The sequence below is a fragment of the Gordonia otitidis NBRC 100426 genome (assembly GCF_000248075.1).
Taxonomy (GTDB): Bacteria; Actinomycetota; Actinomycetes; order Mycobacteriales; family Mycobacteriaceae; genus Gordonia; species Gordonia otitidis.
In genome coordinates this window covers 40,613-65,536 of record NZ_BAFB01000132.1, presented here as the reverse complement: position 1 = coordinate 65,536, position 24,924 = coordinate 40,613, and the positions used below count along the sequence as shown (strand labels likewise).

Genomic DNA, 24,924 nt, shown 5'->3' with positions numbered 1-24,924 from the left:
GACTTGTCGCCCACCTCGAGGGTGCCTTGGGCGCCAAAGGAATTGATACTCACGACTTATCCACTCTCCTCGTGCCGACGGGCTGCGTCGGCGTCGTTCGACGTCTCGCGTGTGCGCACGCGTGACTGCTTGGCTGGCTCGTCGACGAACGCCGCTCGTCGACTCCGACCGTCACCCGACGGGCTGCGTCGAGTGTTCGAGTGCTGTCGGTGGCGTCGGCGGGTGGTGCCGAGGCCTACCTGCCCTCACGGGCGGCCACGGGGCCGCCGTGGTCACCACCTCATGTTAACAGTACGGTTGTACTGTTAACAACACGCGACACGCTCGGCAACCGCCCGCCTCCAGCATCCTCCATTCTGTCGCATGGCACGAGACGAGGTTCACCCGGTCGCGAGGGGGTCGGCGACATTTAATGACCGCGAAACCTTCGGGTGTGACACGCGGGGGTAGGTCCCCGACGACGATCGGCCATTGGGCAGGATGGTCGGGGCAGCCAGGCTAACGGGGCAGCGCTGGCCTCGGGTAGCGCACAGCGTGGTCGACGCGGAGCAGAAAGTTGGGTACATCCGATGAGTCCAGGTCCACAGGGCTATCCCGCGATAATCCCTGCGAACGTCGACATGGCAGCGCTGCGATCAGAACTCCTCGCCGATCACGTCGCCGCGCCCGCTGATCAGGAGCCCGAACTCCGGTCGTTGGTGGCCCGCGCCAAGTCCGACGGCTACGAGCTCAACGTCGTCGTGCTGACCGAGTCGCAACCCAACTTCACCTACTACCGCGACATCGCAACCGAGCTGCAGTCCCAGGTGGGCGGAACAGTGCTGGTGATCGGGCCCAACTCGGTCGGCAGTGCGTCGAACGAGTTCAGTCGCGTCGTGCAGGAGCAGGCGATGGACGATCTCACGCTGCAGAAGCCTACGGTCGCCGCGACCCAGATGTACGACGAGCTGACTGCGCCGCAGATCGACTGGACCCTGGTGACGATCGTCCTGATCCTGGTGACGATCGTCGGCGCGGTGCTCGCCCGCGTGCGGTCTGTTCGAGCGCGTCGACGCCGCGGCGAGGACGCGGCTGTGGTCGTCGATCAGGGACGCCCGGATACACGAGGGTCGTCGGGCCCGGGCGAGCAGACCGCCGAGTCGGCCGCCGACCGGACTGCGGACTCGTCTGCCACGTGAGCCTCGCGGTCACGACCGCCTGAGGTCGGACACGTCCCACATCCGAGGTCCCGCCACCTCCTCACATCTCGTTGCCAATTCGATACGCGACCAGTCGCGTCGTCTTTTGGGCTGTTCACGGCATTTTCGCAGGTAATCACCCGTATGTAATTCGTGGCTGCGGTTTTCTCGTGTGTCCGATGTGACGTACGGTTCTCATGTCACTTGTGTTGCTATTGGTAGCCGATGCACCACATGTGGTAGGTGATGCACGTTGGTCGGTTGGGGAAGACGTGCACCCTGTGTTCGGACATGGAGATGCGTGCGACTCGAGGCGATCACTCGAGTCATGGCATCGCCGGCGAGGGCGAGGAGTTTCACGTGAGGCGAGTGACCACCGGTGTGGCCCGTGGTGCCCCCAGGCGGGGTGGACCGCGGTTCGCACGTTTCGGGGCCGCGCTTGCGGTCGCGTTGCTCAGTGGCATGGGCGCGGGCCAGGCCATGGCCGCACCAGGTGCGACAGCACCGAAGAAGCCGAGTGCGGTGTCGACACTGATCAATCAGATCGCGACGGCAAACCAGAACATCAAGGATCTCGACGGCGCAGTTGCCGTGCGCCAGGAGAACGCCAACCGGTCGCTGGCCGATTACCAGAATTCGGTCGCAGCCCAACAACTCGCCACGCAGGCTGCCGAGGGCGCCGAGAACTCCCTCGGCAAAGCCACCCGCGCCACCAAGGACGCGCAGAGGTCCTTCGACGCGCTGATCCGCGATGTCTACCGGAACGGCAGTACGACGAGTTCGATGACGAAATACGTCTCGTCGGACAACCCCGACAGGGTGCTGGAGCGGATGTCCACGCTCGATCGGGTTGCCCGCAACCAGCAGGACACCATCCGTCGCCTGCAGGTTGCCCGCAATCAAGAGGCCAACCGTGTGTCGGCACTGCAGGCGCTCAAACGCCAGGCGGCGCTGGCCACGTCGGGTGCCGAGCAGCGCAAGAACGACGCACTCGCCGCGGTCCGCGAAGCGCAGTCGGCGATGGCGGGCGAGCAGCAGCGTCGCAACTCGCTGGTCGCCCAGCGCAACGCCGTGCAGCAGAAGCTCGACCAACTGCGGGGCACCGTCACCACGCCCAAGAAGGTCGACGCTCCTGCGCCGACCGACCTGCTGTCGGGCTTGTTCCCGGGCATCCCGGGACTCCCCGGACCGCGACCGGCAGCGCCGGGCGCGACGGAGGTCGACGCCACCAGCGACAACCAGGCCCTCCAGGTCGCCGCAGAGGCGGCCGCGCGCCTCGCGGGAGATCTTGGGCAGAAGGCGTTGGCGGCGTTGGTGGGGCAAGCACAGATCCCGCACTCGGAGTTGCTCGACGAACTCGGTCTCGGAGGTGCGTCGCTCGGATCGTCCGGCGCGGACAGCATCACCAGCCGACTCGGCTCGGGCAGCCTCGGCACGCTGTTCGGCAGCTCCTCGGGTGGTGGCGGGGGTCCGGTCCGGCCGGGCCTGCGTGGCCCCCAGGCGGTCGAGATAGTCGTGAACCGTGCGCTGTCCCAGCTCAACGTGCCCTACGCATGGGGAGGCGGCGACGCCAACGGCCCGACGCAGGGTATTCGCGACGGCGGTGTCGCCGACTCCTTCGGCGACTACAACAAGATCGGCTATGACTGCTCCGGCCTGATGATGTACGCCTTCGCGGGCGTCGGCATCCAGCTTCCGCACTACACCGGCTATCAGTACACGTCGGGTCCGCAGGTGCCGCTCGCGCAGATGCAGCGCGGCGACATGATCTTCTACGGCCCCAACGCGAGTGAGCACGTCGCGCTGTACCTCGGTGACAACAAGATGGTCGAGGCACCGCAGTCGGGTGACGTGGTGAAGGTGTCTCCACTGCGGACCGCGGGCGCGATGCCCAACGTGGTGAGGCTTCTCTAGCCTCCAGTCGCTGATGCGACGACGTCGGCACGACCTTCTTGGCGCGTTTTCAGGACGCACGGCTAGGCTGGCAGCCAACCATGCCGGCACTCGATCGAGCCCTCGCGCGCGGACAGTGTCGACGAACGTGCACCGTGCAAGCCCGGCTGCGCCGGGAACGGACGAACTTTAGGAGTAGGGGTTGACCTCTTCGCATCCGAACACCGAGCCGGCGCAGGACGCGTCGAACGCGGGCGGGGGAGCGGTGACGCTCAGCGACGACGACGTGAAGCTCGTGGAACGGGCGATCTATGAGGTCAAGCGTGTCATCGTCGGCCAGGATCAGCTCGTCGAACGCATTCTCGTCGGACTCCTCGCACGCGGACACATTCTCCTCGAGGGCGTGCCGGGTGTCGCAAAGACCCTCGCGGTCGAGACCTTCGCGAAGGTCATCGGCGGCACGTTCTCCCGCGTGCAGTTCACGCCCGACCTCGTGCCAACGGATCTGTTGGGCACGCGCATCTATCGTCAGGGGCGCGAGGAGTTCGACACCGAACTCGGGCCCGTCGTCGCCAATTTCCTGCTCGCCGACGAGATCAACCGCGCGCCCGCGAAGGTGCAGTCGGCCCTGCTGGAGGTCATGGCCGAAAGGCACGTGTCGATCGGCGGCACCACCTACCCCATGCCGGATCCGTTCCTGGTCATGGCGACCCAGAACCCCATCGAGAACGAAGGCGTCTATCCGCTGCCCGAAGCGCAGCGCGACCGCTTCCTGTTCAAGATCCTCGTCGACTATCCCTCGGTCGAGGAGGAGCGAGAGATCGTTTACCGGATGGGTAACGTGCCGCCGAGTGCTGCACAGATTCTCGACCCGGAGACGACTATCCGGCTTCAGGAGACCGCAGCCAACGTCTTCGTGCACCACGCGCTGGTCGACTACGTCGTCCGTGTCATCAACGCCACCCGACGCCCAGCTGAGCTCGGGCTGCACGACGTCGACTCCTGGCTGTCGTACGGCGCGTCTCCGCGTGCGACCCTGGGTATCGTCGCCGCCGCTCGGGCGCTCGCGCTCGTCCGCGGCCGCGACTACGTCATCCCGGCCGACATCGTCGAACTCATCCCCGACGTGCTCCGCCACCGACTCGTGCTCAGCTACGACGCCCTGGCTGACGAAGTGACCGCCGACCAGATCATCAACCGCATCCTGCAGACCATCGGCCTGCCTCAGGTCGGGACACAGCCCGTGCAACCGGCTGCGGGTCCGCCGGTTCAGACAATGCCGGGCCAGCAGGCGCCGGGGCCGCTCGGAGCCGGTCCCCAAGCGCCCGGTCCCCAAGCGTCCGGACCGCACACCGCCGGCCCCAACGGCACCCCGGCACCGGGACAGAACCAGCAGGTGAACGGTGCCCAGCAGGGTCGTTACCCGGGCCAGGCCAACCAGACGTCAGCGCGGTATGGCGGCTAACAGCTCTCTGCCATCGCTTGATTCGGGACTCCTCGACGAACCGCAGCTCTCTGCTGCGCTCAAGTCATTGGAGTTGACCGTTCGTCGCAAGCTCGACGGTGTCCTGCAGGGCGAACACCAGGGTCTGATCCCCGGGCCCGGTTCCGAGCCGGGGGAGGCTCGCCCATACCAACCCGGCGACGACATCCGTCGGATGGAGTGGTCGGTCACCGCCCGTACGACGCAGCCGCACGTACGTCAGATGATCGCCGACCGCGAGCTCGAGACGTGGCTCGTCGTCGACGCCTCCGCCAGCCTCGACTTCGGGACCGTGGATCACACCAAGCGCGAACTCGCCGTCGCGGCGTCGTCGGCCATCGTGCACCTGACCTCGGGCGGCGGAAACCGCCACGGCGCCATCGTGTGCACGGGAGACAAGATCGTCCGGGTGCCGGCGCACGCGGGGCGCGCCCACGACCTGAGCCTGCTCAAGGCGATCGCGACCACACGCCGCGCGGCGCCGGGAGTCCGCGGCGACCTCAAGGCCGGACTCGAAGCGTTGCGTCGACCGCAGCGCCGACGCGGATTGGCCGTCGTGATCAGCGACTTCCTCGGACCGATCGACTGGGAGCGTTCGCTGCGCGCGATCGGCGCCCATCACGAGCTGTTGGCCATCGAAGTCCTCGATCCCCGCGACCTCGACCTCCCGCCCATCGGCGACGTCACTCTCGCCGACGCCGAGTCGGGTGAGATCCGACAGGTGACGATCACCGACAAGCTGCGCCGCGACTTCGCCGACGCCGCACGCGCACATCAGCAGCAGGTGCACCGCACCATCCGCAGTTGTGGTGGCCCCGTGCTCTCGTTGCGCACCGACCGCGACTGGATCAACGACATGGTGAAGTTCGTCGGACGCCGTCGCCGCGGACTCGCCGCCGGGGTGGGGTGAGGACGGCAGTGTTCTCGCACCCCTGGTGGTTGCTCGCGCTCGTCCTCGTGGCCGCGCTCGCCGTCGGCTACTGGTACATGCTGCGTATGCGACGTCAACGCGCGTTGCAGTTCGCCAACACGGAGATGCTCGATCGGCTCGTGCCCGCGGAGCCGCGGTGGAGGCGCTGGCTACGACACGCCCCGATGGTTGCGCTGCTGTTGGCGCTGGTGTTGCTCGTGGTCGCGGTCGCCGGGCCGCAGGCCAACCGCAAGATCCCGCGCAACAAGGCGACGGTCATCCTGGTGATGGATGTGTCGCGGTCGATGAATGCGACCGACGTCGCACCATCGCGCATCAAGGCTGCCCAATCCGCCGCGAAGCAGTTCGCCGACAACCTCACCGACGGCATCAACCTCGGTCTGATCTCGTTCGCGGGTACGGCGTCGACCCTGGTGACCCCGACCCCGAATCACGACGCGACGAAGCAGGCCGTCGACAAACTCCAACTCGCCGACAAGACGGCCACCGGTGAGGGAATCTTCGCCGCGCTGCAGCAGATCCAGACACTCAACGCCGTCCTGGGCGGCAACGACGGTGCGCCGCCCGCCCGCATCGTGCTGCTCTCCGACGGCAAAGAGACCGTGCCGGACGACCCCGACGATCCGCGCGGCGGGTTCACTGCTGCGCGTAAGGCCAAGGAGGAACAGGTCCCCGTCTCCACCATCTCTTTCGGCACGTCCACCGGAACCGTGGACCTCGAGGGTGATCAGGTCCCGGTTCCCGTCGACGACGACTCGCTGCGGAAGATCGCCAACCTCAGTGGCGGCAGATTCTTCACGGCGTCGAGTCTCGACGAGCTGAACAAGGTCTACAGCACCCTGCAGGAGGAGATCGGCTACGAGTACCGCAAGGGTGACGACTCGTGGCCCTGGTTGCTCGCGGGCACGATCTTCGTCATCCTCGCCGCGGGCGGAGCGATGCTCATCAACCAGCGATTACCCTGAGCGGCCGACCCGCCGACCCTGCCAACGTCGCACGCATTCTCACCGGATAGGTTTGTTACCCATGTCGCAGAGCAATGAATCTCCCAGCCGTGCCTCGCGCTCAGTACTCGTCACCGGAGGTAACCGCGGCATCGGTCTCGCGGTCGCCCGACGGTTGGCTGCCGACGGCCACAAGGTCGCCGTGACGCATCGCGGCTCGGGAGCCCCCGAGGGCCTGTTCGGGGTGACCTGCGACGTGACGGACACGGTATCCGTCGACGCCGCGTTCAAAGAGGTCGCCGAACACCAGGGGCCGGTCGAGGTCGTGGTCTCCAACGCCGGCATCACCGCCGACACCCTGCTCATGCGCATGAGCGTCGACAGCTTCGAGGACGTCGTCGACGCCAATCTGACGGGCGCGTTCCGCGTGACCAAGGCCGCGACCCGCGACATGCTGCGCAAGCGCTGGGGCCGCTTCATCTACCTCGGATCGGTCGTCGCACTCATGGGAACCCCGGGACAGGCGAACTATGCGGCGTCGAAGGCCGGACTCGTGGGTCTCGCCCGTTCGGTGACCCGCGAACTCGGTGGGCGCAACATCACCGCGAATGTCGTCGCGCCGGGCTTGATCGACACGGACATGACGCGGTCACTTCCCGAGGAGTACACCAAGACGGCCGTCGACCAGGCGATCCCGGCCAAGCGCATGGGCCAGCCCGAAGAGGTGGCCGCCGTCGTCAGTTTCCTCGCGTCCGACGACTCCGCGTACGTCACCGGAAACGTGATCAACGTGGACGGCGGCCTCGGCATGGGCCACTAGGCCGTTCACCGTCCGATCCCGCCGTCTCCCACCACCCGTCAGCCGACCACGAGCAACGCACACCCGCAGAGGAGCCCAACACTGTGAGCGGAATCCTGGACGGAAAGACCGTCCTCATCACCGGCATCATCACCGACGCATCGATCGCGTTCAGCACCGCCAGCGTCGCACAGGAGCAGGGCGCCAAGGTGATCATCACCGGCATCCCCGAGCGTCTCCGGCTGATCGACCGTATCGCCAAGCGCCTTCCGAAAGAGGTGCCTCCTGCGATACCGCTCGACGTCACCGACGAGGAGAGCCTCGGTGCGCTCGCCGACAAGGTCCGCGAACTCGCTCCCGAGGGCGTCGACGGCGTGGTGCATTCGATCGCATTCGCCCCGAAGACCCTTATGGGCCCCGACGCCGTGCCGTTCCTCGACGGTCCGGGCCCCGACGTCGCGAAGTCGTTCGAGATCTCGGCATGGAGCTATGCCTCGCTGGCCCGCGCCGCGCTGCCCGTGATGAACGAGGGCGGCTCGATCGTCGGCATGGACTTCGATCCCCGCACCGCGCTGCCGGACTACAACTGGATGGGCGTGTCGAAGGCCGCACTGGAGTCGGTGAACCGCTATGTCGCTCGCGAGGTCGGCTACGCGAAGAAGATCCGATCCAATCTCGTCGCTGCCGGGCCCATCAAAACCCTTGCAGCCAAGGCGATCTCGGGGACGGCAACCGACGACGCCAAGAAACTCACCATGCTCAACACCTACTGGGACGGTGCGTCGCCCATCGGATGGGACGTCAACGACCCGACGGTGGTCGGCAAGAGCGTCTGCACCCTGCTGAGCGATTGGCTGCCGGGCACCACCGGCTCGATCGTCTACGTCGACGGTGGGGCCAGCCACAACACGTGGTTCCCGGAGAACTTCCTCAGCGAGTGATCTCCCGGGAATCGACCACGCAAAACAGCGCGGCGTTCGACGCCGTGCTGTTCCTCTCGTTCGGCGGACCCAACGGGCCCGACGAGGTGATGCCGTTTCTCGAGAACGTCACCCGGGGTCGCGGCATACCGCGCGAACGCCTCGAGGCCGTCGCCGAGCACTACCACCACTTCGGTGGGGTGTCGCCGATCAACCGGCTCAACCTGGACATGATCGACTCGTTACGCGCCGAACTCGCACGCAGGGGCCGCGACCTGCCGGTCTACTTCGGCAACCGCAACTGGGAGCCGATGGTCGAGGACACCGTTGCGCAGATGTACGCCGACGGTCACCGGCGCGTCCTCGTGTTCCCGACGTCGGCATGGGGCGGTTACTCCGGGTGCCGCCAGTACCACGAGGACATCGGACGCGCCCTCGCTGCACTGGTCGAGCGGATGCCCGGCGTCGCCGACGATCCGCTGCTGCTCCGCAAACTCCCGCAGTACTGGGCCGAGCCGGCGTTCGTCGAGGCAGGCAGAGATGCCGTCCGGCGCGCGGTGGCGGCGCTGCCGCAGTCGGAAATGCCCGCGCACCTCGTCTACACCGCGCACTCGGTGCCGACGTCGGCCGACGCGGCGTCGGGGCCGGTCGACGCCACCGACGAACACACCGGAAACGGCATTCCCGCGGGCGGAGGGCATCTCTACTCGCGTCAGGTCCGTGCCGCGTCCGACGCGGTCGTCGAGGCGCTCCGCGAGGGTGGGTTCGACGACGATCTCGACCACAAGGGCAGCGATACGGCGGTTGATCAGGTCTGGCAGTCGAGATCGGGGCCGCCGCAGATCCCGTGGCTCGAACCCGACATCTGCGATCACCTGCAATCGCTGTCGGCCGCGGGCGTACGTCGGGTCGTGGTGAGTCCCATCGGATTCATCTCCGATCACCTCGAAGTGGTGTGGGACCTCGACAACGAAGCCGCTGAACAGGCCGAAGAACTCGGAATGGACTACGCGCGTGCCGACACAGTCGGCACCGATCCGCGGTTCATCAGCATGATCGCCGATCTCATCGACCGCTACGCCGACGGCGGGGGCGACCTCCGCGCACTCGGCTGCGCCGACAACGGTGCGACGTGCCGCCCGAACTGTTGCGTTCCAGCGCGTCGTCCGCAGCGTCACTGAGCGGCCCGTCGACATGCCAGACGAGCGGGGTACCGAATCGTTCGATGCATTACTCGACGTCGGTGCCCGGGCCGACGTATCCGGGTGGGATTTCTCCTGGCTCGACGGACAGGCCACCGAGGAGCGTCCGCCGTGGAGATCGCTCGGGTGCTCGTTCCCGGCGGAACGTACTTCGCTCAGCACGTCGGACCGGTCAGCGGCTTCGAACTGATCGAATTCTTCCTCGGACCACAACCGGACGCGCGTCGAGACAGGCATCCCGCGGACGAGGTGCGGGCAGCGGAAGCGGCGGGACTCGAGATCGTCGACCTTCGCACCGCTCGACTCCGCATCGAGATCCACGACGTCGCGGCGGTCGTCTACCTGCTCCGCAGGCTCGTGTGGTGGGTGCCAGGGTTCACTGTCGACAGCTATCGTGACCGCTTGCGCGCTCTGCAGGATCAGATCGACGACAAGGGACCGTTCGTCGCACACTCGACGCGCCATCTCATCGAGGCACGTCGACGCTGAACCTCGGCCTCGTCGGACCGAGTGCTCCACATCCGATGTGGCTCAGGGGATGATCGGCAGGTACTCGGAGATGACCCGGTTGACCGCGGCGCCGCGCGCGGCGCGTGCAAGTGCGACGAGTCGGCGCAATTCGCTGTCGCCGGAATGCAATTCGTTCGACGTGGAGCCGAAGGTGACGTCGCCGGCACCGGCGACGGTGACGATGGCCTCGATCTGCGCGGCGGTGTCGATCACTCTGCTCGCGCGAGTGTCGTCGTGGGGTGGAAGATCGACCTGATTCCGCAAGGTGAGCGCGCGGACGGAACCGCGCAGATCGGCCGGAGGGTTGCCCGCGCGCGACCCGACCCGGGTCGCCAGGGATGCTGCCTCCGATACCGACTGTCGCAGTTGATATTCGACTTCACCGACAGGTGCCGACGGGTCTGCGGGCAGCGCCGACGCGTACCGGTCGACGGTCCACCGGCACGCGTCACCGTCGAGTGCGGGGACGAGGGCCAGCGGGCCGGAGCCCACACCGTCGTCGACCAACAGCACTTCGCCCGCTGCGAAGGCGGCCGACGTGGCCCGTCCGGGAGGCAGGCCGTGCGGATCGCCCGCAGACGGCAGGCGAACCGACATCGCCGTTGCGCCGCGCAGAATCCCGAGAATTCCCAGCACACCGTCACCGTCGGCGCGGGGGTGGTCGGTGCGGTCATCGACGATGTGGCGACCGGCGAACGTCGCGAGCGTGTCGGCGACGTCGTCGGGGGAGCATCGGCCGGCGAGCCACGCCGCCGACCAGCCGCCGAGGGCACACGCGGGCCACGCGCGCGCGACGGTGTGGTCGGTACTGGTCACGAGGAACCACGATACCGAGAGCGGCGATGTCACGCTGCGCGCGTTCGCGTCCCGATCGACCGGCGTGGCGAGGAGACTCCGACCGTGCGGCGACCTACCGTATCGCTGGTGAGCGACGACCGATACGTACGAGACGTACTCGCGACCCCGCGGCGGGCCAAGCCCCGCGCGCCCGAGGTCGCGGCCGAACGCGATCTGGTGGTCGAGGATGCGGCCACGGGATTCTGCGGCGCGGTCATCGGACTGGAGAAGAGCTACTCCGGCGATCTGGTGCGGCTCGAGGACCGTCACGGACAATCGCGGGTGTTCCTGATGATGCCTGCCGCCTTCCTCATCGACGGCAAGCCGGTGACCCTGGTGCGTCCGCGCACCAGGGGACCGCAGGCCGCGACGCGGACCGCCTCGGGTTCACGCGTCGTGCCCCACCAACGCGCGCGGCAGGCGCGTGCGAGCCGCATCTTCGTGGAGGGCGTACACGACGCCACGCTCATCGAACGCGTATGGGGTGCCGACCTGCGGGCGGAGGGCGTCGTCGTCGAAAGTCTCGACGGCCTCGACAATCTGGAGGCGGCGCTGGGACAGTTCGGTCCCGCGCCGCACCGTCGTGCCGGTGTCCTCGTCGACCATCTCGTCGCCGGCTCGAAAGAGGAGCGATTGACCGCCGAGGTCGGTGAGAACGTGCTGGTGTGCGGGCATCCCTACATCGACGTCTGGCAGGCTGTGAAACCTGCGTCGGTGCGGATCACCGCGTGGCCGGATGTTCCGCGTGGCGAAGACTGGAAAACGGGGATATGCGCGCGGTTGCGCTGGGGTACACCGCAAGACGGGTGGCGCCGAGTCCTGGCGGGGGTCAAGGACTTCCGCGACCTCGAGGTCCCGCTGTTGCGCTCGGTCGAGGAGTTGATCGACTTCGTCACGCTGACCCCCGGCGACGACTGACCCCGCAATCGGACCACGCCGACGTCCGATTTGCCGGATACGCTCTGGCACAATGAATACATGAGCGCACTGATCTGGCTTGCCGCCGCGATCGTGCTGCTGATCGGAGAGATCTTCAGTGGCGATCTCGTCCTTCTCATGCTCGGAGGTGGCGCGCTCGCCGCGGCTGGAGTCGACGTCGCGTTCGACCCGCCCATCTGGGTCGACGGCGTGGTCTTCGCCGTCGTGTCGATCCTGCTCGTCGCCGTCGTACGTCCTGTCGCCAAGCGCCACATGCTCAGTCGTCCGCGGGTACTGACGAACACCGAGGCCTTGGAAGGCAAGCAGGCGGTGGTGACCGAGCTGGTCGACGGCCGCGATGGACGGGTCAAGATCGGCGGTGAGATCTGGTCGGCACGGTCGATGGATCCCGAAGAAACCATCGAGCCGGGAGAGCACGTGACGATCGTGCAGATCGACGGCGCCACCGCCGTCGTCTGGAAGGGATGAATGGCAATGGAATACGTTGGCTTGGCCGTGGTGATCCTGCTGGTACTGCTCGTCGTGGTGGTGCTGGCGAAATCGGTCGCACTGATCCCGCAGGCCGAGGCAGCGGTGATCGAGCGACTCGGTCGGTACACGCGGACCGTCTCGGGCCAGCTGACGCTCCTGTTGCCGTTCATCGATCGCATCCGTGCGCGCGTCGACATCCGTGAGCGCGTCGTGTCGTTTCCCCCGCAGCCGGTGATCACCGAGGACAACCTGACACTGTCCATCGACACCGTCGTCTACTTCCAGGTGACCAACCCCCGCTCAGCGGTGTACGAGATCGACGACTACATCGCGGGTGTCGAGCAACTCACCATCACGACCCTGCGCAACGTCGTCGGTGGCATGACGCTGGAGGAGACGCTGACCTCCCGTGACTCCATCAACGGGCAGCTGCGTGGTGTTCTCGACGAGGCGACGGGACGCTGGGGTCTGCGGGTCGCCCGCGTCGAATTGAAGTCGATCATGCCCCCGCCATCGATTCAGGAGTCGATGGAGAAGCAGATGAAGGCCGATCGAGAGAAGCGTGCGACGATCCTCGCAGCCGAGGGTCAGCGTGAGTCTGCGATCAAGACCGCAGAAGGAAACAAGCAGAGCCAGATCCTCGCGGCCGAAGGCGCGAAGCAAGCCGCGATCCTCGCTGCGGAGGCCGACCGGCAGTCCCGGATTCTGCGCGCGCAGGGTGATCGGGCCGCAGTGTACCTCAAGGCGCAGGGTGAAGCGAAGGCGATCGAGAAGACGTTCGCCGCGGTGAAGACCAGTAAGCCGACCCCGGAAGTCCTCGCCTATCAGTATCTCCAGCAGATTCCTGAGATGGCCAAGGGTGAGGCCAACAAGGTCTGGGTGCTGCCGACCGACTTCGGGTCGGCACTGCAGGGCTTTGCCAGGTCGTTTGCGAATCAGGGCGACGACGGTGTGTTCCGTTACGAGCCCAACCACGACGAGTCGCCGCCGACCGTCGACGACGCCGAGACCGACGACTGGTTCTCCCTGGCCTCAGATCCCAAGGTGGCGCAGGCGGTCGCGGAAGCCGAAGCCGTGGCGCGCAAGCCTGTCGCGCCGGAGGTGACCACCCGCCCCGCCCGATCGTCGTTGCCCTACACGGGTGCCGAACCCGCGTCGACCGACCCCGCGTCGACCGAACCCGGGGCGAAGGCCCAGTCCGAAGAACCGGCATCCGGCAGCCAGTGACGGCCTGAGCCCTGCGGGGGGTCACTCAGTCGGCGTCCGCCTGTCGTCGAACGGGGAGTCGGACGTCGAGGATCAACCCGACGACACCGACGGCGAAGAAGGTCCCGCTGAGCAGGATCAGCAGGGGATTGCGCTGGCCGGTCAGTGCATCGCCGAGCAGGACCACGGCGACAGTGCCCGGCGCGGAGGCGACCACCGATGCGACCAGGTAGGGGAGCAGACGCACCGACGAGAGTCCGGCACACCAGTTCAACAGCCAGAACGGACAGACCGGGATCAGCCGAAGTGAGCCGATCGCCAACCACCCGCGTGCTGCGAGGCGGTTGTCGATGGTGATCACGACCGGGCGATGAAGGAACGGGGTGACGCGGTCGCGTCCGGCCCACCGCGCGAGAAGAAACCCGAGCGTCGCGGCAATCGCGGTTGCGATAAGTGCGCCGACGAGGCCGACCACCGGCCCGAACAGTGCACCGGCGGACACGGTGAAGACGGTGCGTGGGATGGGGAACACGGTGAGTAGCGCATAGGCGGTGAAAAAGACCCAGACGAAGACGGGGCCGAGGTTCTCGCCCCAGCTACGTACATGTGCGACCGTGGGTATGGGCACCAGATACGACACGGCCAGCAGCACGCACACTGCTCCGAACGCGATCACCGCGTTACGGACCACTCGACGCCGTGCTGTCCTCTCCCCGACACCCCGCGGGGGCGACGGCGACACGGTCTCAGCAGGCACCGGGCCACTGTACTCGGTCGTGACGCGTGTTCCCGGTGCGCAGCGCCCGGGTTTTCCGCGGGAGCCGATGCCAGACCGAGCGAGCGATCGGCTAAGGTTCGGTTACGCACCCGACAGGAGCCTCACGGAGGTTAGTCAGACCACATGAACGATCAGCCTGTGCAGTCCGAAGCCGCCGACCTCGACGCCACTTACCGCACGTGGTCGGAGTCTGCAGCGGCGGTGCTCGCGAAATCGCGTCGCGTCGACGTCGACGACCTTCCCGATACCCCCGAAGCACTCCTGTCGACGACGACCGCCGACGGTCTCACCATTCGCCCGCTCTACACCCGTAAGGACGAAACAACCGAGGCTGGCCTGCCGGGGGCGTTTCCCTACATCCGCGGCGCCGACCCGGCCCGCGACGTGACGATGGGCTGGCGGGTGACCGAGCGGTTCGGCGACTCCACCGACTCTCCCGCTGCGGTCAACACCGAGATTCTCGAAGCGATGAACAACGGCACGAGCGGACTGTGGATCGCTCTGGGAGGGACGCTCACGCCCGACGACCTACCCGCAGTGCTCGCCGACGTCATCCTCGACCTGGTACCGGTGACGTTCGACGCAGGTGCCGACGGGATCGCCGCCGCCGAGGCGTTCGCCGCGATCCGCGCTGGGGCACCGCAACCGCCGGTCGCCACCACGCCCACCGCGAGTACGACACATTCGCTCGGCCTGTCGCCGCTGACCGCGGCGTTCAGCGGCCGCCCGAGCGTCGAGGCGGAGCGCGCCACGGCGTTCGCGGCCGCCGACCCCGATCCGGCCGTCCGAGCCTTTCGCGTCGACGGCACCGACTTCGCGACCGCAGGAGCCGACAACGGGCTCGAGATCGCGCTCGTCGTCGCCGCGGCGGTCACCCATCTGCGTGACCTCACCGACGCGGGACTGACCGCGGCGCAGGCCTTGACACAGATCACGTTCGGTGTGTCGGTCGACGACGACCAGTTCGCCTCCACCGCCAAGTTGCGTGCCCTGCGCAAGATCTGGGCCCGTGTCGCGCAGGTCGTCGACGCCAGGGATGCCGGTGGCGCACTGACACATGCGGTCACCGCGTTGTCGATGTATTCGCAGCGCGATCCCTGGGTCAACATGCTGCGCAGCACGGTCGCCGCCTTCGGTGCCGGTGTCGGAGGCGCTGATCAGGTGACGGTGCTCGGCTATGACGCGGCACTGCCTGCGGCGCAGCGGACGTCAGGTCCGACGTTCACCCGACGCATCGCCCGCAACACGCAGCTGCTGCTCCTCGAGGAATCCAACATCGGGCGAGTCCTCGACCCCGCCGGTGGTTCGTGGTTCGTGGAGAGCCTCACCGACGACCTCGCGTCGAACGCCTGGGCCGTGTTCACCGACATCGAAGCGGGTGGAGGTTACCGCGCGGCGCTCGAATCAGGCTGGATCACCGATCGCGTCGGCGAATCGCTGGCCAGACGCGACGTCGAGGTCGCCCACCGCCGTAAACCGGTCACCGGGGTGAGCGAGTTCCCGAACCTCGACGAGAGACCTCTCGGCTCCGACGTCGCCGATGCAACCGACCTCGTCACCGGCACTCCGCGCCTCGCACGCGTCGGTCGGGCGTTCGAGGAACTGCGTGACCGATCGGATGCCGTGCTCGCCGACACCGGCAGACGTCCGACGGTGCTGCTGCTCCCGCTCGGCAGCGTCGCAGAACACAACGCCCGTACCACCTTCGTGGCGAACCTCCTCGCCGCGGGCGGTATCGCGGTGATCAATCCGGGACCGGTCACCGCGGACGACGTCGCGGATCTCGTCGCGGGCGCCGACAGTCCCGTCGCGGTGATCTGCGGCACCACGCGCCGCTATGCCGACGACGGACCCGCTGTGTTGGCCGCCGCTCGGGCTGCCGGGGTCTCCACCGTGCTGCTCGCCGGTGCCGACAAGGAATGGCCGTCAACGGAATCCGACAGCCCTGACGGTTCACTGCGCGTCGGCATCGACGCCGTCGCCACACTGCGCGATCTCTTCGACACGCTGACAGCATCGACTCCTGCGGGGTCGACCACCTCGGGAGTCTCGGCATGACCGACACACAGCACACCACCGAACACGCCTCGACGATCGGCAGCTTCGCCGACGTCGCGCTCGACGGTTCCGACGACCCGGTGGCGAAGGTCCACTTCGCAGACGTCGACGAGGCGATCGACTCGCTGGCAGCGGCGAACGGGTACTCGACAGAGCAGGTGGTCTGGAGCACGCCCGAGCACATCGACGTCAAACCGATCTATACCCGCGCCGACCGCGACGCCGTCACCCGTGACGGCGAGCACCCCTATCCGCTGGACTCGATCCCGGGCACCGCGCCCTTCATCCGCGGTCCGTACCCGACGATGTATGTGAACCAGCCGTGGACGATCCGCCAGTACGCGGGGTTCTCCACGGCAGCGGAGTCAAATGCCTTCTACCGCAGGAATCTCGCGGCGGGCCAGAAGGGTCTGTCGGTGGCCTTCGACCTCGCGACCCACCGCGGCTACGATTCCGATCACCCGCGCGTCGCGGGTGATGTCGGTATGGCGGGCGTCGCGATCGACTCGATCCTCGACATGCGTCAGTTGTTCGACGGTATCGACCTCGGTTCGGTCTCGGTGTCGATGACGATGAACGGGGCCGTGCTGCCTATTCTGGCGCTGTATGTCGTTGCCGCAGAAGAACAGGGCGTGCCACCGGAGAAGCTGGCGGGGACCATCCAGAACGACATTCTCAAAGAGTTCATGGTCCGCAACACCTACATCTATCCGCCGAAGCCGTCGATGCGGATCATCTCCGACATCTTCTCCTACACCAGCGCCAGGATGCCGAGGTTCAACTCGATCTCCATCTCCGGCTATCACATCCAGGAGGCCGGGGCCACAGCCGATCTCGAGCTCGCGTACACCCTCGCCGACGGCGTCGAGTACATCCGTGCGGGTATCGAGGCGGGACTCGACATCGACAAGTTCGCGCCGCGCCTATCCTTCTTCTGGGGTATCGGCATGAACTTCTTCATGGAAGTCGCCAAGCTGCGCGCGGCACGCCTGCTGTGGAGTGAACTGGTCGCACAGTTCGAGCCGAAGAACCCGAAATCGCTGTCACTGCGCACACATTCGCAGACCTCCGGCTGGTCGTTGACCGCACAGGACGTCTTCAACAACGTGGCACGAACGTGCGTCGAGGCCATGGCAGCGACTCAGGGGCACACGCAGTCGTTGCACACCAACGCCCTTGACGAGGCCATCGCGCTACCGACCGACTTCTCGGCGCGCATCGCCCGCAACACACAGCTACTCCTGCAGCAGGAGTCAGGGACGACCCGCGCGATCGATCCCTGGGCAGGCTCGAACTACGTCGAATGGCTCACCGCACAGCTTGCCGAGAAGGCACGCCGCCACATCGCCGAGGTCGAGGAGACCGGCGGCATGACCCAGGCCATCAACGAGGGCCTACCCAAGCTGCGCATCGAAGAAGCCGCAGCCCGCACACAGGCTCGGATCGATTCCGGGCAGCAACCGCTCATCGGCGTCAACAAGTATCGGGTCGACGACGACGAGGAGATCGAGGTCCTCAAGGTCGAGAACTCCAAGGTTCGGGCCGAACAACTCGAGAAGCTCGAGCGGCTTCGCGCGCAACGCGATCCGGTCGCTGTCGACAAGGCACTCGCCGATCTGACCCGCGCGGCGGCGTCGACCGGCAGCTCCGACGGCCTCGACGACAACCTGATGGCCCTCGCGATCGAGGCGGCGCGCCACCAGGCGACGGTCGGCGAGATCTCCGCGGCGTTGGAAAAGGTCTATGGTCGCCATCAAGCGCAGATCAAGACCATCAGCGGGGTATACCGGCATGAGGCAGGCGACGTGAGCAACATCGATGCGGCGACCGACATCGTCCGACGCTTCGCCGAAGCCGAGGGTCGACGCCCCCGTGTCCTCGTCGCGAAGATGGGCCAGGACGGCCACGACCGTGGCCAGAAGGTGATCGCCACGGCATTCGCCGACCTCGGATTCGACGTCGACGTCGGCCCGCTGTTCGCCACACCGGAGGAGGTCGCAGCGCAGGCAGCCGACAACGACGTGCACGTCGTCGGGGTCTCGTCGCTCGCCGCAGGCCATCTCACGCTCGTGCCCGCACTGCGCAAGGCGCTGGCCGAGGTCGGTCGCGACGACATCATGATCGTCGTCGGCGGGGTCATCCCACCGGGAGATTTCGACGAGCTCTACGAGGCAGGCGCTGCGGCGATCTTCCCGCCGGGCAGCGTGATCGCCGACTCCGCCGTCGAGTTGATCTCCAAACTCGCCGACAACCTCGAACTCGAGCTACCGGAGGTGGCTGCCGGCTGATGGGTGTGCAGATCTGATGGGTGTGCAGCGCCGGGTCGACGTCGATGCGTTGGCCGACGGCGTCCTCGGTGATCGTCGCGCCGACCTCGCTCGCGCGATCACGCTCGTCGAGTCCACCCGGGCCGATCACCGGCGGGCGGCGCAAGAGCTTCTGTTGCGGGTGACGCCCCACGCGGGGAAGTCGTTCCGGGTCGGCATCACCGGGGTACCCGGAGTGGGCAAGTCGACGACGATCGAAGCCCTCGGCATGCATCTGATCGAGCAGGGGCATCGGGTGGCGGTCCTCGCTGTCGATCCGTCGTCCACGCGCACCGGGGGATCGATCCTCGGCGACAAAACCCGGATGGGCACGCTCGCCGTGCACCCCGACGCCTACATCCGTCCGTCACCCACCTCCGGGACGCTCGGCGGTGTCGCCAAGGCGACGCGCGAGACCATCGTGCTCGTGGAGGCCGCCGGATTCGACGTCGCGCTGGTCGAGACGGTGGGAGTCGGCCAGTCGGAGGTGACCGTGGCCAACATGGTGGACACCTTCACGTTCCTCACACTTGCGCGCACCGGCGACTCGCTGCAGGGCATCAAGAAGGGTGTCCTCGAACTCGCCGACGTGATCGTGGTCAACAAGGCGGATGGCTCGCATCTCACCGAGGCCAAAGGTGCTGCGCGCGAACTGAAGAACGCACTGAAGCTGATCTACCCCCACGACGCGCTCTGGGTGCCCCCGGTGCTGACGATGAGTGCACTCGAGAAGACCGGCATCGACGAGTTCTGGTCGACGGTCGAACGTCACCACTCCGCATTGGTCGAAGCGGGGGAGTTCGACGCCCGACGCAGTCGTCAACAGATCGATTGGACCTGGACGATGGTGCGCGACGAGGTACTCAATCGCCTCGCGGCAAGCCCCGACGTCGCTGCGGTCAGAACAGATGTCGAGAGGCGTATTGCGTCCGGAGACGTCACACCCGCTCTTGCGGCGCAGGAGATCCTCACGGCTTTCGACCGCGCGTGACATCCGGGGCGCGCACCGATCGGACAGTTAGGCCTGCTAGGTTGCTTAGGGTCGCCTAATCTCGGGCGGTCTCTGCGTATGGAAGGCGGTCTCATGAGTTCTCAGGCCCGGATCCCGCGACGCCGTGTCGCCGCGACACTCGGAGCGGGTGTGTCGATGCTGTTGGCCCTCGTCGTGGGGCTCGCACTCACCGTGACGTCGGCACCGGCCGACGCCGCGCCGTCGACTGCGGGCACCGTACTCACTGCCGAGGACATCACCGACCGACCAGACGCGAAGGTCGCCGGTGCGGGCAAAGTCATTGCGGTGACCTATCTCTCGGCGCAGTCGGACGGCCGGCTCGTCCCGGTGCGCGCCACGATCATGATTCCGGCTGTCACGGCGCCGGCAGGTGGTTATCGCGTACTCGCGTACGGACACGGCACCGCAGGTCTCGGCGACGACTGCACTGTCACCGATCGCATGGGACATCAGGGTCGGTACGACGATTGGCTCGGACCGTGGTTGAAGAAGGGCTATGTGATCGCGGCGACCGAGTACGCAGGTATCGGCGGACCGGGCGTCCATGCCTACCTCGACGGCGACGTTGCGGGTAAGAACATCATCGATTCGGTGCGCGCGGCCCGCGTGGTGACGCCTCGGTACACGAACTCCGCGGTGTCCCGGGGCTTCTTGTCGTCGGGAGGCTCGCAGGGCGCACATGCCTCGTTGTGGGCAGGTCACCTCGCGCCGTCCTACGCTCCCGAACTCACCAACGTCGGTGTGGCAGCGACCTCCCCGCCGGTCGACATCGCCGACTACTTCTCCGTCATCCGACCGGGCGTGCCGCCCGTCGAGGTCCCCGATTACGTGACCTACTTCTCCTACGTGCTCGCCGGGCTGAAGGTTGCCCGCCCCGACGTCGACGTCGACTCCTATCTGACCCCGCAGGGACGCAAGGTGGTCGAGGACGCGCAGACGCTGTGCTACCCGAACCAGGGACGCGCCACGAAGGGTATGAGCGTCGGTCAACTGGTGGCCAGGCCGTTCAACGAGGGTCCGCTGATCCCCGCGCTCCGGTCGGTGACCTCGGTTCCGGAGAAGGGCTACCCGGCGCCGATCCTGGTGCAGCAGGGCACCCTGGACCCGGTCGCGTTCGCTCCGCTGACCCAACAGTGGGTCGACCGCGCACGCGGCAACGGTGTCACCGTCGATCTGCGGACCTATCAGGCCGGTCACGGTGTCGGGGTGTACGCGGAGACCAATGCCCTCGCGTGGTCGCAGGGACTGAACTGGCCGAAGGGCTAGCGAGACCACGCGAGGTCACACGCACCGAGCGGTACAGATGCGAGGAGCGCTCGGCTGGACGTCCAGCCGAGCGCTCCTCGTCGTATGAGCCCGGGGTCTATCTCACAGCTTGGCGGCCACGGGGTCGAGCTTGTCGATGACGAATCCGACCGACGGCGCGCTGGGCACACTGAAGGCCGGCTGTGTGTTGTCATCGAGGAAGATCACGGTGCCGTTCTTGACCGCGGGCAGCGACGACCATCCCGGAACGCGCTCGGCGACTGCGGGATCGCCACCCGGGACGTAGACCACGAGCAGATCCGAATCGAGAAGGTCGATGCGCTCGGCAGAGATCAACGAGCGGGTCGAGCCCTCCTTGTGCTGCTCGGCGACCTTCGGATTCAGGGTGAACCCGAGTTGTGCGATCAGGCCTGCGGCCGCATCCTCGGTCGTGTTGATCGCGCCGACCTGACCGGTCGGACCGACCTGCGCAAAGGTGAAGGTCTTGCCCATTGCGGCCGGATGCTGGGACTTGAAATCGGCGATCTTCTTGTTGGTCGAGTCGACGAGTTCGGTCGCCTGCTGCTGCTTGCCGAAGATCTCACCCGCGGTGGTGGTGATCTTCTCCCACGTGTCGGCCGTCGCGCCCTTCACCAGGACCGGGATGGTCGGCGCGATCTCGGCGAGCTTGTCGTAGCGGCTCTTGTCGCCGAGGTAGCCGGCAAGGATCAGATCCGGCTGGTACTTGGCGAGTTCGCCGACACTCACCTGCGAGGGGTCAGCAACCTGCACCACTTCGCTGTCGTGCTTGGGTGTCCACTCGAACGATTTGCTGCCCTGGGGCACGAATTCCGCGGTGATCGGCACGTTCAGAGCGGCGAGGGTATCGGTCCAGTCGGTGATCAGCGAGACCACCTTGGTGGGCTTCTTGTCGATCTTCGTGCTGCCGAACTCGTGATCGATCGTCACCGGGGTGAACGATTCCGATGACGAGGACGACGCGTTGTCGTCGTCCGAGGAAGAGCATGCTGCCAGGAAGCCGATCAATCCTGCGGTGAGCAGGACTGCGAGTGCCCGCGTGGTGCGGCGCGTGTGTTTCACTTCAATCCAATCGTCGATGACGGTTTTGTCTGGTTCCACAGAGGTGTATATCGCACATCACATGTCCAACGTTGCACCTCCGTCAACGCGCAGGTCGTGCATGGTGATATGACGCGCGGCGTCGGACGCCAGGAACACGACGGCGGCGGCTATGTCCTCGGGAGTTGCGATGCGCCCCAGCGGGATTCCGAGACGGAAGGCCTCGGGTTCCCCGGCGAGTACCCGGTCGTGGGCTGTGTCGTCGGACCACATGCCGCGAAGCATCGGTGTGTCCGTCGAGCCGGGGGACACGATGTTGACCCGCACTCCGTCGGGCGCGGCGCGCAACCCAAGGCTCCGCGTATACGACGTCGCGGCGGCTTTCGATGCGGCGTACGCGGCCAATCCTGATCGTGGGATGGCACCGGCATTGCTCGAGATCACCACGACGGCACCGCTTTTTCGGCCGGTCAGGTCGTCGATCGCGACGTCGAGCAGGTTGCGTACCCCGTCGGCGTTGACGGCCATGCATGTGTCCCAGTCGTCGGACATCACGCCCGCCGCCGAGACGACGATGTCGATGGGACCGCTCGAGCTTGCTGCGTGCCACGCGTCGATCACCGCCGCTCGGTCGGTGACATCTACGGTACGAAGATCGTTGCGCGCCAGAATGTCCCACGCATCGACCAGCGCTCCGTCGCTGCGCAGTGCGGCGGTGACGGCGGCACCGATACCTCCCGCGGCGCCGGTCACGACGGCACGCAACCCCGAGAGAGTTCCGGGGTCAGACATGCGTATGGCTCGCGTGCGACGGCCTCACGTCGGTGTCCGAACGCTGGCGCAGTGCGTCGGTGTCCGAACGCTGACGCAGTGCGTCGACGACGTTGCGGGAGTTCAGGATTCGTCCGGCACGCTTGCCCACGTAGCTGCACGCCATCTCGTGTTCTTCCCGTGTGAAGTCGGCAACGGCGTCGGCGACGAAGAACGGCTGGACATCCATCATGAAGGCCTCGGTGGCGCTGATCATGCAGCCCATGTGGGCGTAGACGCCGATGACGATCAGCTGGTCGCGCCCGTGGTGAGCCAGCAGGTGTCGCAGATCGGTGCGCTGGAATCCGGAGTATCGCCACTTGGTGACCGTGATGTCGCCGGGTCGCGGCGCCAACTCGTCGATGATGTTCTCGTCGCGCCCGGAATCGAGGCCTCTGCCCCAGAAGTCGGCGAGAATGCCGCGCCGCGACGGATGCTGGTCGCCGGGTTGTGCCGTGTAGACGACCGGCACGCCAGCCGACGCACACGCCTCGCGGATCGCGACCATGTTCGGCAGCACGGTCGCCATCGGCTCGGCCTGCGTGTCGTAGGCGTCGATGAAGTAGTTCTGCATGTCGTGGATCAGCAGCGCGGCGCGTGCGGGATTCAGCTGCCAGTCAACTCGGGCAGGGAACGGCCCCTCGGGGATCTGATACGGGGTGATCGTCGGGATAGCCACCCCGTTAGGGTAGCCTCACCTTTATGTTCGTGTCTGCATGGCCCCCGGAACTCGACGCAGAATATCGGGCGAACGGCCTGTGGGCCGGGGAGACGTTCGACGACGTGCTGCACGCGCGCGCCGCTGCACCCGACACCGCACACCGGACAGCCGTGGTCGACATCGACCGTCGACTGACGTACGCAGACCTCGACGCGCGGGTGGGTCGGATCGCGGCGGGACTCGTCGCTCTCGGCATCGCACCCACCGATCGGGTGATCGTGCAGATCCCCAACCGCGCCTGCTATGTCGAAGCGGTCTTCGCACTGTTCCGCGTGGGTGCCATCCCGGTGTTCACGCTGCCGGCCCATCGTGCGGGTGAACTCGTCGGTATCGCCCGTGCCGCCGGGGCGGTCGCCGTCATCTCGCCACGTCACGACGCCGGTTTCGACTATGCGAGTCTGGCGGACACCATTGCAGCGCAGGTTGATTCGGTGCGGCACTGGGTCGACGCCGACGACCTCGACGCGATCTGTGCCGACCCCGTCGAGCATCCACGTGCCGATCCCGCAGCTCTGGCCTTTCTACAGCTCTCAGGCGGGAGCACGGGGATCCCGAAACTCATCCCGCGCACCCACGACGATTACCTCTACAGCGTCCGGCGGAGCAACGAACTGTGCGGGGTCGACGCCGAGACGGTCTATCTTGCGACACTTCCGGTCGCACACAATTTCCCGATGAGTTCGCCCGGCATCCTCGGCGCGATGTGCGCGGGCGGAACCATCGCTCTCACCGCGTCACCGGCACCCTCGGTGGCCTGGCAGATGGTGGAGCGCGAGCGGGTCACCATGACCGGACTGGTGCCCCCGCTGGCGCGACTGTGGACCGAGACCGCGGAAGCGGGAACGGACTTCGACATCTCGTCGCTGGAGACCATTCAGGTCGGTGGGGCCCGCTGTCCCGACGAACTCGCGCGCCGGATCGGGCCTGCGCTCGGAGTGCGGTTGCAGCAGGTGTTCGGGATGGCCGAAGGGCTCGTCTGTTACACGAGGCTCGACGATCCGATCGAGGCGATCACCACGACGCAGGGGCGTCCGATGTCGGGTGCCGACCAGATCCGACTCGTCGACGAGAACGGCGACGACGCCGGCTCGGGGCCCGGCTTCCTCGAGACCCAGGGGCCGTACACGATCCGGGCGTACTGGCAGGGGGCGAGTCCGGCATCGTTCGCACCCGACGGTTGGTATCGCACCGGGGACATCGTCGAACTCACCGCCGACGGGAACGTCGTCGTTCGCGGGCGTGGTGGTGATCGGGTCAACCGTGGGGGTGAGAAGGTGTCGGCCGAACAGCTCGAGGAACAGCTGCTGACCCATCCCGCGGTGCGCGATGCGATCGTCGTTGCCGTCGCCGACGAGTATCTGGGCGAGCGGACGTGCGCCTACCTGATCCCCGACGATGTCGACGATCCGCCGGATCTCGCCGGCATCCGACGGTTCGTACGTGAGAACGGTCTCGCCGAGTGGAAGCTCCCCGACGCCGTCAAGATCGTCGAATCATTCCCCGAAACCGGCGTCGGCAAGGTGAGCCGCAAGAAGTTGCGGGAGTTGCTCGCTGGCTGAGCGGGAAAAACGCGAGGTGAGCCGCAAGGAGTTGCGGGAGTC

The 24,924-nt window shown here is 66.8% G+C and carries 21 protein-coding genes and 1 pseudogene; 17 read left to right on the top strand and 5 right to left on the bottom strand.

The genetic code is table 11. From position 1 onward, the window contains the following. Positions 1 to 569 precede the first annotated feature (569 nt). The 9 genes and pseudogenes from GOOTI_RS14060 to GOOTI_RS14020 form a co-directional block, all read left to right on the top strand. The gene (locus GOOTI_RS14060) at positions 570 to 1,178 is read left to right on the top strand and encodes an Rv1476 family membrane protein (protein ID WP_039994118.1); all 609 of its coding nucleotides are present in this window, start codon (positions 570 to 572) and stop codon (positions 1,176 to 1,178) included. 360 nt (positions 1,179 to 1,538) lie between these two features. Next, on the top strand, positions 1,539 to 3,092 hold the full coding sequence (locus GOOTI_RS14055) for an NlpC/P60 family protein (RefSeq protein WP_007239263.1): 1,554 nt from the start codon (positions 1,539 to 1,541) through the stop codon (positions 3,090 to 3,092). 181 nt (positions 3,093 to 3,273) lie between these two features. Continuing rightward, positions 3,274 to 4,536: an AAA family ATPase gene (locus GOOTI_RS14050; protein ID WP_007239262.1), complete on the top strand. Its 1,263-nt coding sequence runs from the start codon at positions 3,274 to 3,276 to the stop codon at positions 4,534 to 4,536. Further along, positions 4,526 to 5,464 carry a DUF58 domain-containing protein gene (locus tag GOOTI_RS14045; protein WP_007239261.1) on the top strand — a complete coding sequence of 313 codons (939 nt, stop codon included), beginning with the start codon at positions 4,526 to 4,528 and terminating at the stop codon, positions 5,462 to 5,464. Before GOOTI_RS14050 ends, GOOTI_RS14045 begins: the two co-directional genes overlap by 11 nt. A gap of 8 nt (positions 5,465 to 5,472) precedes the next feature. Further along, positions 5,473 to 6,450, top strand: a complete 978-nt coding sequence (locus GOOTI_RS14040; RefSeq protein WP_007239260.1) for a VWA domain-containing protein — start codon at positions 5,473 to 5,475, stop codon at positions 6,448 to 6,450. Between the two features lie 61 nt (positions 6,451 to 6,511). Next, positions 6,512 to 7,249: a 3-oxoacyl-ACP reductase FabG1 gene (gene fabG1, locus GOOTI_RS14035; RefSeq protein ID WP_007239259.1), complete on the top strand. Its 738-nt coding sequence runs from the start codon at positions 6,512 to 6,514 to the stop codon at positions 7,247 to 7,249. A gap of 83 nt (positions 7,250 to 7,332) precedes the next feature. Beyond that, positions 7,333 to 8,169: an NADH-dependent enoyl-ACP reductase InhA gene (gene inhA / locus GOOTI_RS14030; RefSeq protein WP_007239258.1), complete on the top strand. Its 837-nt coding sequence runs from the start codon at positions 7,333 to 7,335 to the stop codon at positions 8,167 to 8,169. Further along, positions 8,166 to 9,329, top strand: a complete 1,164-nt coding sequence (locus GOOTI_RS14025; RefSeq protein ID WP_007239257.1) for a ferrochelatase — start codon at positions 8,166 to 8,168, stop codon at positions 9,327 to 9,329. The genes inhA and GOOTI_RS14025 overlap by 4 nt, the downstream gene beginning before the upstream one ends. A gap of 135 nt (positions 9,330 to 9,464) precedes the next feature. Beyond that, positions 9,465 to 9,839 (top strand): annotated as a pseudogene (locus tag GOOTI_RS14020) (SAM-dependent methyltransferase); the annotation flags it as partial. Between the two features lie 42 nt (positions 9,840 to 9,881). On the opposite strand, the gene GOOTI_RS14015 reads toward GOOTI_RS14020, so the two are convergent. Continuing rightward, positions 9,882 to 10,676, bottom strand: coding sequence for an Rv1486c family protein (locus GOOTI_RS14015; protein ID WP_039994124.1), 795 nt, complete (start codon positions 10,674 to 10,676; stop codon positions 9,882 to 9,884). Positions 10,677 to 10,784: 108 nt separating this feature from the next. Here GOOTI_RS14015 and GOOTI_RS14010 point away from each other — a divergent pair, with 108 nt between their 5' ends. Genes GOOTI_RS14010 through GOOTI_RS14000 form a run of 3 tightly spaced genes read left to right on the top strand, consistent with a single transcriptional unit; the run spans position 10,785 to position 13,334 of the window. Then, positions 10,785 to 11,615, top strand: a complete 831-nt coding sequence (locus GOOTI_RS14010) for a DUF3097 domain-containing protein (RefSeq protein WP_174299144.1) — start codon at positions 10,785 to 10,787, stop codon at positions 11,613 to 11,615. 60 nt (positions 11,616 to 11,675) lie between these two features. After that, positions 11,676 to 12,104, top strand: coding sequence for an NfeD family protein (locus GOOTI_RS14005; RefSeq protein ID WP_007239253.1), 429 nt, complete (start codon positions 11,676 to 11,678; stop codon positions 12,102 to 12,104). Then, a complete protein-coding gene (locus GOOTI_RS14000) occupies positions 12,105 to 13,334 on the top strand; it encodes an SPFH domain-containing protein (protein ID WP_007239252.1) in 1,230 nt (409 codons plus the stop codon). Positions 13,335 to 13,359: 25 nt separating this feature from the next. Here GOOTI_RS14000 and GOOTI_RS13995 read toward each other — a convergent pair whose 3' ends face one another. Further along, positions 13,360 to 14,070 carry a TVP38/TMEM64 family protein gene (locus tag GOOTI_RS13995; protein WP_051997978.1) on the bottom strand — a complete coding sequence of 237 codons (711 nt, stop codon included), beginning with the start codon at positions 14,068 to 14,070 and terminating at the stop codon, positions 13,360 to 13,362. Positions 14,071 to 14,214: 144 nt separating this feature from the next. Here GOOTI_RS13995 and GOOTI_RS13990 point away from each other — a divergent pair, with 144 nt between their 5' ends. The 4 genes from GOOTI_RS13990 to GOOTI_RS13975 all read left to right on the top strand — a co-directional run bounded on the left by GOOTI_RS13990 (position 14,215) and on the right by GOOTI_RS13975 (position 20,733). Continuing rightward, positions 14,215 to 16,149, top strand: coding sequence for a methylmalonyl-CoA mutase family protein (locus tag GOOTI_RS13990; protein WP_007239250.1), 1,935 nt, complete (start codon positions 14,215 to 14,217; stop codon positions 16,147 to 16,149). Beyond that, on the top strand, positions 16,146 to 18,437 hold the full coding sequence (scpA, locus tag GOOTI_RS13985) for a methylmalonyl-CoA mutase (protein ID WP_007239249.1): 2,292 nt from the start codon (positions 16,146 to 16,148) through the stop codon (positions 18,435 to 18,437). The genes GOOTI_RS13990 and scpA overlap by 4 nt, the downstream gene beginning before the upstream one ends. Positions 18,438 to 18,453: 16 nt before the next feature. After that, a complete protein-coding gene (meaB, locus tag GOOTI_RS13980; protein ID WP_007239248.1) occupies positions 18,454 to 19,446 on the top strand; it encodes a methylmalonyl Co-A mutase-associated GTPase MeaB in 993 nt (330 codons plus the stop codon). A 93-nt stretch (positions 19,447 to 19,539) separates the two neighbouring features. After that, entirely contained in the window at positions 19,540 to 20,733 is a 1,194-nt protein-coding gene (locus GOOTI_RS13975; protein ID WP_083835921.1) for a lipase family protein, read from the top strand. Positions 20,734 to 20,835: 102 nt separating this feature from the next. On the opposite strand, the gene GOOTI_RS13970 is transcribed toward GOOTI_RS13975, so the two are convergent. The 3 genes from GOOTI_RS13970 to GOOTI_RS13960 are packed head-to-tail and all read right to left on the bottom strand — an operon-like array spanning position 20,836 to position 23,281. Then, a complete protein-coding gene (locus tag GOOTI_RS13970; protein ID WP_007239246.1) occupies positions 20,836 to 21,852 on the bottom strand; it encodes an ABC transporter substrate-binding protein in 1,017 nt (338 codons plus the stop codon). A gap of 18 nt (positions 21,853 to 21,870) precedes the next feature. After that, positions 21,871 to 22,584 (bottom strand): 2,3-dihydro-2,3-dihydroxybenzoate dehydrogenase, encoded by a 714-nt coding sequence (locus GOOTI_RS13965; protein ID WP_007239245.1) that lies wholly within the window; start codon positions 22,582 to 22,584, stop codon positions 21,871 to 21,873. Further along, positions 22,577 to 23,281, bottom strand: a complete 705-nt coding sequence (locus GOOTI_RS13960; protein ID WP_007239244.1) for an isochorismatase family protein — start codon at positions 23,279 to 23,281, stop codon at positions 22,577 to 22,579. The genes GOOTI_RS13965 and GOOTI_RS13960 overlap by 8 nt, the downstream gene beginning before the upstream one ends. Positions 23,282 to 23,304: 23 nt before the next feature. On the opposite strand from GOOTI_RS13960, the gene GOOTI_RS13955 reads away from it, so the two are divergent. After that, positions 23,305 to 24,882 (top strand): (2,3-dihydroxybenzoyl)adenylate synthase, encoded by a 1,578-nt coding sequence (locus tag GOOTI_RS13955; RefSeq protein ID WP_007239243.1) that lies wholly within the window; start codon positions 23,305 to 23,307, stop codon positions 24,880 to 24,882. Positions 24,883 to 24,924 lie beyond the last annotated feature (42 nt).

What these genes read in the sequence shown, in the direction of transcription:
- GOOTI_RS14060 (WP_039994118.1), top strand. Translation starts at nt 570, where the DNA reads ATGAGTCCAGGTCCACAGGGCTATCCCGCGATAATCCCTGCGAACGTC.
- GOOTI_RS14045 (WP_007239261.1), top strand. Translation starts at nt 4,526, where the DNA reads ATGGCGGCTAACAGCTCTCTGCCATCGCTTGATTCGGGACTCCTCGAC.
- fabG1 (WP_007239259.1), top strand. Translation starts at nt 6,512, where the DNA reads ATGTCGCAGAGCAATGAATCTCCCAGCCGTGCCTCGCGCTCAGTACTC.
- GOOTI_RS14005 (WP_007239253.1), top strand. Translation starts at nt 11,676, where the DNA reads ATGAGCGCACTGATCTGGCTTGCCGCCGCGATCGTGCTGCTGATCGGA.
- GOOTI_RS14000 (WP_007239252.1), top strand. Translation starts at nt 12,105, where the DNA reads ATGGCAATGGAATACGTTGGCTTGGCCGTGGTGATCCTGCTGGTACTG.
- GOOTI_RS13990 (WP_007239250.1), top strand. Translation starts at nt 14,215, where the DNA reads ATGAACGATCAGCCTGTGCAGTCCGAAGCCGCCGACCTCGACGCCACT.
- scpA (WP_007239249.1), top strand. Translation starts at nt 16,146, where the DNA reads ATGACCGACACACAGCACACCACCGAACACGCCTCGACGATCGGCAGC.
- meaB (WP_007239248.1), top strand. Translation starts at nt 18,454, where the DNA reads ATGGGTGTGCAGCGCCGGGTCGACGTCGATGCGTTGGCCGACGGCGTC.
- GOOTI_RS13975 (WP_083835921.1), top strand. Translation starts at nt 19,540, where the DNA reads ATGAGTTCTCAGGCCCGGATCCCGCGACGCCGTGTCGCCGCGACACTC.
- GOOTI_RS13965 (WP_007239245.1), bottom strand. Translation starts at nt 22,584, where the DNA reads ATGTCTGACCCCGGAACTCTCTCGGGGTTGCGTGCCGTCGTGACCGGC.
- GOOTI_RS13955 (WP_007239243.1), top strand. Translation starts at nt 23,305, where the DNA reads ATGTTCGTGTCTGCATGGCCCCCGGAACTCGACGCAGAATATCGGGCG.